Annotated in this window: 8 protein-coding genes; 7 read left to right on the top strand and 1 reads right to left on the bottom strand. The window is 69.7% G+C overall.

The annotated features are described in order from the left end of the window. Positions 1–595 (top strand): transglutaminase family protein (locus VGC18_RS00090; protein ID WP_331092940.1); only part of this gene is annotated, 595 nt, incomplete at its 5' end. Positions 596–599: 4 nt separating this feature from the next. Here VGC18_RS00090 and VGC18_RS00085 read toward each other — a convergent pair. Then, on the bottom strand, positions 600–1,223 hold the full coding sequence (locus VGC18_RS00085) for an arginyl-tRNA synthetase (RefSeq protein ID WP_331092938.1): 624 nt from the start codon (positions 1,221–1,223) through the stop codon (positions 600–602). A 108-nt stretch (positions 1,224–1,331) separates the two neighbouring features. On the opposite strand from VGC18_RS00085, the gene argS reads away from it, so the two are divergent. The 6 genes from argS (at position 1,332) to thrB (ending at position 8,646) form a co-directional block, all read left to right on the top strand. Further along, positions 1,332–2,987, top strand: a complete 1,656-nt coding sequence (gene argS / locus VGC18_RS00080) for an arginine--tRNA ligase (protein ID WP_331092936.1) — start codon at positions 1,332–1,334, stop codon at positions 2,985–2,987. A gap of 4 nt (positions 2,988–2,991) precedes the next feature. After that, entirely contained in the window at positions 2,992–3,804 is an 813-nt protein-coding gene (locus tag VGC18_RS00075) for a DUF2993 domain-containing protein (RefSeq protein ID WP_331092934.1), read from the top strand. A gap of 94 nt (positions 3,805–3,898) precedes the next feature. Next, positions 3,899–5,308, top strand: coding sequence for a diaminopimelate decarboxylase (gene lysA / locus VGC18_RS00070; protein WP_331092932.1), 1,410 nt, complete (start codon positions 3,899–3,901; stop codon positions 5,306–5,308). Then, the gene (locus VGC18_RS00065) at positions 5,305–6,624 is read left to right on the top strand and encodes a homoserine dehydrogenase (RefSeq protein WP_331092930.1); all 1,320 of its coding nucleotides are present in this window, start codon (positions 5,305–5,307) and stop codon (positions 6,622–6,624) included. Before lysA ends, VGC18_RS00065 begins: the two co-directional genes overlap by 4 nt. A gap of 1 nt (position 6,625) precedes the next feature. Then, positions 6,626–7,708 (top strand): threonine synthase, encoded by a 1,083-nt coding sequence (thrC, locus tag VGC18_RS00060; RefSeq protein WP_331092928.1) that lies wholly within the window; start codon positions 6,626–6,628, stop codon positions 7,706–7,708. Next, positions 7,705–8,646: a homoserine kinase gene (gene thrB / locus VGC18_RS00055; protein WP_331092926.1), complete on the top strand. Its 942-nt coding sequence runs from the start codon at positions 7,705–7,707 to the stop codon at positions 8,644–8,646. The genes thrC and thrB overlap by 4 nt, the downstream gene beginning before the upstream one ends. The last annotated feature ends 283 nt before the right edge of the window (positions 8,647–8,929 follow it).

Below are 8,929 nucleotides of genomic sequence, written 5' to 3'. Positions count from 1 at the left end.
GATGACCGTCGACTACGCCGCCGAGGTGAGCGGCCAGGCGACCCCGGCGACTCTCGACCCGCTCGATCCCATCGTGTATCTCCGGCCCAGCCGCTACTGCGAGTCGGACACGCTGCTGCCCACGGCGCAGTCGGAGTTCGGCGGCCTGGACGGCGTCGAGCTCCTCTCCGCCGTCGGCTCCTGGGTGCACGACCGGCTGTACTACGTGCCGGGATCGAGCCGGGTGACGGATGGCGCGGTGGGCACCCTGCTCGCCAGGCAGGGTGTCTGCCGTGACTATGCCCATCTCGTCATCGCGCTCCTGCGGGCGATCGACGTCCCGGCGCGGATGGCCGCGGTCTACGCTCCCGGGCTCAGCCCGATGGACTTCCACGCGGTGGCGGAGGCCCTCGTCGACGGCAAATGGCTCGCCGTGGATGCGACGGGGCTCGCGCCACGGCAGAGCCTGCTGCGCATCTCGACCGGGCGGGACGCGGCCGACATCGCCTTCCTCACCAATCACCTGTCGAACCTCACCCTGCTCGACCTGCAGGTCCTCGCGATCGTCGACGAGCTGCCCGCCGACGACGGCACGGAGCTCGTCGAACTCCGCTGACCCACTAGTGCAGGGCGCTCAGGGCCGCGGAGATCAGCGAGGATGCGTCGGCGGCGGAACCGAAGTAGACCGATGACACGGTCAGCCAGTAGTCGCCCCGGAACACATCCACCCGGCCGACCTGGCCGGCCGACGAGAACCAGGCCGCGTCTCCATAGCCCGCGGCGGAGGTCCCAGCCGCAGCCGCGGTCTTCAGCGCCGTCAACTCGCTCGCCGCGGGACGGGCGACCGAGAAGGTGATGGTGTCGCCGCTGGTCTGGTTCGTCCAGTTGCAGGCGATGCCCCGGTCGGCGACCGCCCGAGCCGCGGGCGTGCCCGACTTGGGGGTGAAGATCGCGTCGAGCCCGAAGTTGGGGTTGAAGTCGTACATGACCTGGGCAGGGGTGAGCGAGCTGCAGGGGAGAGTCACCGGTGTGCCGCCCGCGGCGGCGGAGGGTGTCGCGCTCGGGCCGGCGGCGCCCGCGGAGGGCGAGGCGGAGGGGGAGTGGGACGAACTCGGTGTCCGCGTCGGGGAGGAGCTGCGGCCGGCATCCGTGGTCCCGACGCAGCCGACCAGCACGACCGCCGCGGCGGCGATCGAGACGACCTGTGCGACCCTGCCGAGTCCCCGTGCTGCGGAAAGTTTCATGGTGATGCGCCCCTCGAGATGATTGCCTCCATCTTCCCCGATCGGTGCGTTCGTCCTCGTCCCGGCGCGCCACGGTGCGCACGAGAGGGCCCGATAGAATTGCTGCTCGTGACCCCAGCCGAACTCTCCGCCCAGCTTCTGACCATCGTGAACGCTGCGTTGGAGGCTCGTGACGGCCTGCCCATCACGATCGACGACGTCGCCCTGGAGCGCCCGAAGAACCGGGAGCACGGCGACTGGGCGTCCAACATCGCCATGAAGCTCGCCAAACCACTCGGGATCAACCCCAGGGAGCTGGCCACCGAGCTGGCGGAGAAGATCCGGGCGATCGCCGGGGTCGCCTCCGTCGACGTCGCCGGTCCCGGGTTCATCAACATCACGCTGGATGCCGCCGCCGCCGGTGCCCTCGCCAAGACGATCGTCGACGAGGGCGAGGCCTTCGGACGGGGAGACCTCTACGCCGGGGTCACCATCAACCTCGAGTTCGTCTCGGCCAACCCGACCGGCCCCATCCACCTCGGCGGCGTGCGCTGGGCCGCCGTCGGTGACAGCCTCGCCCGCGTCTTCCAGGCCCAGGGCGGCCTCGTCACCCGCGAGTACTACTTCAACGACCACGGCGGCCAGATCGACCGGTTCGCCCGCAGCCTGCTCGCGAGCTACCTGGGCGAGCCGACGCCGGAGGACGGGTACGGCGGCCAGTACATCGCCGACATCGCCGACCGCGTCGTTGCCCGGTTCGAGGGGGACCTCTCCACCGTTGGCCGCGAGGATCAGCAGGAGGTCTTCCGCGCGATCGGCGTCGACCTCATGTTCGGCGACATCAAGGCGAGCCTGCACGACTTCGGTGTGGACTTCGACGTGTATTTTCACGAGAACGAGCTGCACGAGACCGGCGCCGTCGACCGGGCCGTCGCCCGGCTGCGCGAGCTCGGCCACATCTACGAGGCCGACGGCGCGACCTGGCTGCGCACGACGAGCTTCGGCGACGACAAGGACAGGGTCGTCATCAAGAGCGACGGGGAGGGCGCCTACATCTCCGGCGACCTCGCCTACTACCTCAACAAGCGCGAGCGCGGCTTCGAGCGCAACCTCATCATGCTCGGCGCGGACCACCACGGCTACGTCAAACGGCTCATGGCCATGACCGCGGCCTTCGGCGACATCCCCTACGTCAACCTCGAGATCCTCATCGGCCAGATGGTCAACCTGCTGCGGGACGGCAAGCCGTATCGCATGAGCAAGCGGGCCGGCACCGTCGTCGTCCTCGAGGACCTCGTCGAGGCGGTCGGGGTGGATGCCGCGCGCTACGCCCTCGTCCGCTCCTCGAGCGACTCGCAGCTCGACATCGACCTCGACCTGCTCACCCGCCGCACCAACGACAACCCCGTCTTCTACGTGCAGTACGCCCACGCGCGCACGCAGTCGGTCGCGAGGAACGCCGCGGAGTCCGGCGTCGATCGCGGCGCGTTCGACGCCTCGCTGCTCGCCCACGAGACCGAGAGCTCGCTGCTGGGCATCCTCGCCGAGTTCCCCAGGGTCGTGCGCCAGGCGGCGGAACTGCGGGAACCGCATCGGATCGCCCGCTACGCGGAGGAGCTGGCCGGCTCCTACCACCGCTGGTACGACAACTGCAGGGTGACACCGCTCGGCGATGAGCCGGTCACCGACCTCCACCGCACCAGGCTGTGGCTCAACGACGCCACCGGCACAGTGCTGCGCAACGCGCTCGGTCTCCTCGGCGTCGGCGCTCCGGCCAGAATGTAGCGGAATGACGGAGTCCCTGCCGCAGTTCGAGTTCGTCGAGGTGCCGCCGCCGAGACGCGGCCGGCGCTGGATCGCCCCCGTCAGCGTGCTCGCGGGCATCCTGGTCCTCCTCGTGACCGCCTTCTTCGTCGCGGACGGGATGGCACGCGGTTACGCCGCCGGCCTCATCAGGGACAAGGTGCGCAGCTCGCTGTCCCTGCCGGAGAAGACCCCGATCGACGTGACCGTCGGCGGGACCTCGGTCCTCTTCCAGCTGCTCTCCGGCAGCCTCGAGGACGTGCGTCTCTCGGTGAAGGGCCTGAGCGTCGGCGCGCTGAACGGGGACGTGACACTGACCGCGCGCGGCATCCCGATCGACCAGAGCCGTCCCATCGACAGCCTCCGGCTGCAGTTCTCCGCCGACCAGGCCGAGCTCACGAAGATGCTCTCCGGATTCTCGGGCTTCCCGGTGCGATCGGTCGCGATCGACGGGGGATCCGTGCAGCTCGGCACCAGCTTCACCGTGCTCGGGGTCGACATCCCCGTCGGCCTCTCGCTCAAACCGGCGGCGGCGGGCGGCGACCTGACCCTCACGCCCACGGGAGCGATGATCGGCGGAAACACGGTCACGCCGGCCACGCTGCGGTCGACCTTCGGCCCCGCCGCCGACCTCCTGCTGGCCACGCAACGGATCTGCGTCGCCTCGCAGCTGCCACAGAGATTCGTGCTGCACTCGGTCAGGGTCGCCGGCAAGCGGGTCGTGCTCGTGGTGACGGCGACGTCCGTGAGCCTGAACCACGACCTGCTGACGACCAAGGGAAGCTGTCCGGCGACGTAATAGGATTGGGCAGGCGTGGCCTCCGACCAGAACCGGAGCAGCTTGCTCCTTATTCTCCTGTCTGCTCGTCTTTTCGTCCGCACCGAGGTTTCCCGTGACTGTCAATCCGCTCGCCCCGTCGTGGCTCGCCCACCCGGAGGACGCGAACGTCCTCCCGCCCGCCGTCTGGTCGCAGAACGCCTCCCGTTCGGCATCCGGTGAGATCGTGGTCGCCGGCGTCGCGGCCACCGACCTCGCCGCCGAGTTCGGCACCCCGCTGTACGTCGTCGACGAGGCGGATGTCCGTGCCAGGGCATCGGACGCCCGCGAGAGCTTCGATCGGGAGTTCGCGCGCATCGGCTCCGCGGCCAAGGTCTACTACGCGGGCAAGGCCTTCCTCTCGGCGGAGGTCGCGCGCTGGGTGACCGAGGCCGGCCTCTTCATCGACGTGTGCAGCGGGGGAGAGCTCGCGGTCGCCCTCGCCGCCGGCGTCGATCCGGCGCGCCTGGGCTTCCACGGCAACAACAAGTCGCTCGCCGAGATCGACCGTGCCGTCTCCGCGGGCGTCGGGGTCATCATCATCGACAGCCTCGTCGAGATCGAGCGGGTGGCGGATGCCGCGGCTCGCCATTCCCGCGTTCAGCAGGTGCGGCTGCGGCTCAACAGCGGCGTGCACGCCCACACCCACGAGTACCTCGCCACCGCCCGCGAGGACCAGAAGTTCGGCATCACCCTCGCCGATGCGCCCGCGGCGGTCGCCCGCATCCGCGAGCTCGGCTCCCTCCGCTTCCTCGGCCTGCACTCGCACATCGGCTCGCAGATCTTCGAGGCGGACGGATTCGTCGAGGCCGCCTCGAGGCTGCTCGCCCTGCACGCGGAACTGCTGAGGGACGGCCCGATCCCCGAGCTCAACCTCGGCGGCGGCTTCGGGATCGCCTACACGAGCGCGGACAGGGCGTTGCCCGTCTCGACGATCGCGGCCAGCCTGGCGGAGATCGTCTCCAGCGAGTGCGCGAGGCTCGGCGTCCCCGTCCCCGTCATCGCCGTCGAGCCGGGGCGGTCGATCGTCGGACCGTCGACGTTCTCGCTCTACGAGGCCGGGACGATCAAGGACGTCCTCGTCGAGGGGACCGCCGTGCGCAGGTACGTGAGCGTCGACGGCGGCATGAGCGACAACATCCGTCCCGCCCTGTACGGCGCGGACTACTCGGTGCGCCTGGCGAACCGCGGCTCGGACGCCGATCCCACCCTCGTGCGGGTGGTCGGCAAGCACTGCGAGAGCGGCGACATCGTGGTGCTCGCCGACTACCTGCCCGGCGACGTGCGGCCGGGTGACCTGCTCGCCGTGCCGGCGACCGGTGCATACTGCTGGTCGCTCGCGAGCAACTACAACTATCTCGGTCGCCCGGCGGTCGTCGCCGTGCTGGACGGACGGGCCCGCCTCATCGTGCGCCGAGAGACGGAGGCCGACCTGCTGTCGCGAGACGCGGGCCTGCCGGATCACCAATCGCAAGGAGCAGCATGATCGAGTACCGCAACCTCCGAGTCGCCCTGCTGGGCGCCGGATCGGTCGGCGCGCAGGTCGCATCGCTTCTGCTCGCGCATGGCGAGGAGCTGGCCATCCGCGCCGGCGCCGGCCTCGAACTGGTCGGCGTCGCGGTGCGGGACGTCGACGCGAAGCGCTCGGCCGACATCCCGCACGAGCTCTTCACCACCGACGCGGAGTCGCTCATCCTCGGCGCCGACATCTTCATCGAGCTCATGGGCGGCCTCGAGCCGGCCCGCACCCTCATCCTGCAGGCGCTCAACTCCGGCGCGGACGTCATCACCGGCAACAAGGCGCTGCTCGCCACTCACGGTCAGGAGCTGTTCGAGGCCGCGGAGCAGGTCGGGGCGCAGCTGTACTACGAGGCGGCCGTCGCCGGCGCCATCCCGATCATCCGCCCGCTGCGGGACAGCCTCGCCGGGGACAGGATCAAGCGCATCCTGGGCATCGTCAACGGCACGACCAACTTCATCCTCGATCGGATGGACACCGTCGGCGAGAGCCTCGAGGAGGCGCTCGCCACCGCGACGAAGCTCGGATACGCCGAGAAGTCGGACCCGTCCGCGGACACGGAGGGATACGACGCCGCCCAGAAGACCGCGATCCTCGCGAGCCTCGCCTTCCACACGACGGTGCCGCTCGAGGCCGTCCATCGCGAGGGCATCACCGGGGTGACCCTCGACCAGATCGAGGCGGCACGGAAGGCCGGCTACGTCGTCAAGCTCCTCGCGATCTGCGAGAGGCTCACGGATGCCGATGGTGTCGAGGGACTGTCGGCCAGGGTCTATCCCGCGCTTGTCTCCCGCGATCATCCGCTCGCCGCCGTCCACGTCGCCAAGAACGCCGTCTTCATCGAGGCGGAGGCGGCAGGCGACCTGATGTTCTACGGCGCGGGCGCAGGCGGCATCGAGACCGCGTCCGCCGTCCTCGGCGACCTCGTCTCCGCCGCGCGCCGACACGTGATCGGCGGCCCAGGCGTCGCGGAGTCGACCCACGCCAACCTGCCCATCCTGCCGATGTCGCTCGTCCGCACCCGGTACCAGATCAGCCTCAGCGTCGTCGACGAGCCGGGGGTGCTCGCCGCCATCGCCACCCTGTTCAGCGAGCAGGGCGTGTCGGTGGAGACCCTCAACCAGTCCGTGCTGTCCACAAACGACGACGGTGCGCCCAGCGCTACCCTGGTGATTGGCACCCACGAGGCATCCGAGGCGCATCTCGCCGCGACCGTCATCGCCCTGGGCGAGAGCCACGTCGTCAGCCGCGTCACATCCGTCCTGAGAGTAGAAGGTTCCTGAAATGGCCCACCAGTGGCGCGGCGTCCTCCGCGAATACGCAGACCGACTGAACATCTCCGATGCGACCCCGATCATCACGCTGGGGGAGGGCGGAACGCCGCTCATCCCCGCCCCCGCGCTGTCGGCACGCACCGGCGCCAGCGTCTGGGTGAAGTTCGAGGGGATGAATCCCACCGGGTCGTTCAAGGACCGCGGCATGACCATGGCGATCTCCAAGGCGGTCGAGCACGGCGCCAAGGCGGTCATCTGCGCCTCGACGGGCAACACCTCCGCCTCGGCGGCCGCGTATGCCAGCCACGCGGGCATCACGGCGGCCGTCCTCGTCCCCGAGGGCAAGATCGCGATGGGCAAGCTCAGCCAGGCCATCGCCCACAACGCCGAACTGCTGCAGGTGCAGGGGAACTTCGACGACTGCCTCGACATCGCTCGCGATCTCGCGGCGAACTATCCCGTCCACCTCGTCAACTCGGTCAATCCCGACCGCATCGAGGGGCAGAAGACGGCGGCCTTCGAGGTCGTCGAGGTCCTCGAGGACGCACCGGACTTCCACATCGTCCCCGTCGGCAACGCCGGCAACTACACCGCGTACTTCCGCGGCTACAGCGAGGAGCTCGAGCGCGGCGAGAGCACAAAGCTCCCGCGGATGTTCGGCTTCCAGGCGGCGGGGAGCGCTCCGATCGTCCTCGGCCACGTGGTGAAGAACCCCGACACCATCGCCAGCGCGATCCGCATCGGCAACCCGGCGTCGTGGGAGCTCGCCCTCAACGCCCGCGAGGTCAGCGACGGCTACTTCGGCGCCATCTCCGACAAGCTCATCCTCGAGGCCCATCGCATCCTCTCCGCGGAGGTCGGCATCTTCGTCGAGCCGGCGTCGGCGATCAGCGTCGCCGGGCTGCTCGAGCGCTCCGATGCCGGGGAGATCCCGCGAGGGGCGACGGTCGTGCTCACCGTCACCGGTCACGGCCTCAAGGACCCGCAGTGGGCGCTGCGCGCCGCGGACGGCTCCGACATCGCCCCGATCGTCGTCCCGAACGACACGGCGGAGGTCGCCGGGGTCCTCGGCCTGTCCAAAGCCGCCGTATGACGGTGTCGCTCGCGGGCCGGAGGGTGACCGTGCGCGTGCCGGCGACGACCGCCAACCTCGGACCGGGCTTCGATACCCTCGGCCTCGCCCTCTCGCTCTACGACGAGCTCGTCGTCTCGGTGCGGCAGGAGCCCGGAGCCTCCGTCGAGGTGATCGGGGTCGGGGCCGGAGAGGTGCCGACGGACGAGACGAACCTCGTCGTCACGGCGATCGCGCACACCTTCGCCGTGTACTCGCAGCCGCTGCCAGGGCTGGACCTCGTGGCGCACAACAACATCCCGCACGGACGCGGGCTCGGATCCTCCGGGGCGGCGATCGTCTCCGGCATCATGGCGGCGAAGGGGCTGCTCGACGGGATCGTCGACATCGACTCCGGGGCGCTGCTCGCCCTCGCGACGGCGATGGAGGGGCATCCGGACAACGTTGCGCCCGCGCTGTTCGGTGGCCTCACGATCGCCTGGACGACGGATGCCGGCCCGCAGCACAAGAAGCTCATCGTGCATCGCGGCGTCTCGCCCCTCGTGGCGGTGCCGGAGAGCACCATGTCGACGAAGCTGGCCCGCAGCCTGCGCCCCGCGTCCGTCCCGCACGAGGACGCCATCTTCAACGTCTCGCGGTCCGCGCTGCTCATCGCCGCGCTCATCCAGAGCCCCGAGCTGCTGCTCGCCGCGACCGAGGACAAACTGCACCAGAGCTATCGGGCGGCTGCCATGCCGGACACGGAGGCGCTCATCCTCGAGCTGCGCGCCCGGGGCCTGCCCGCGGTGGTCTCCGGTGCCGGCCCCTCGATCCTCGTCCTCTGCAGCGATCCCGCCCAGCGGCTCGTCGCCGCCGAGATGGTGGCGAGTCATCGCGGCGCGCCCTGGCAGTCGCTCCTGCTGGCCGTGGACTTCAAAGGTGCTACAGTGACAATGCACCCGGTAGAAAACTCGGCTTAGCCGTGCACCCCGGTTTGCACAATCACTAGCAATCGCTTCCCCGTTTTCATCAAACGGCCGCTTGATCGTGGTGTTATCCGCAAGGGCAACCGCACGGACCGGCGGAAAGCGAGAACGACAAGCTCTCCCGCAAGCTCACCGTCGTACCTGTCAGGTGCGGTTCTTGCGAGGGGAAAGGAACCCTCTTAGTGACTGACCTCACTGTCCAGGCCGTCCGGCCGGACTCAAGCGCCCTCTCCAAACTTCGCCTCCCCGAGCTTCAGGCTCTCGCGGCGGAGCTCGG

This window comes from Lacisediminihabitans sp., assembly GCF_036404185.1.
Taxonomy (GTDB): Bacteria; Actinomycetota; Actinomycetes; order Actinomycetales; family Microbacteriaceae; genus Lacisediminihabitans.
The sequence above is the reverse complement of the archived record's forward strand: the minus strand, read 5'-3'. Positions and strand labels throughout refer to the sequence as shown.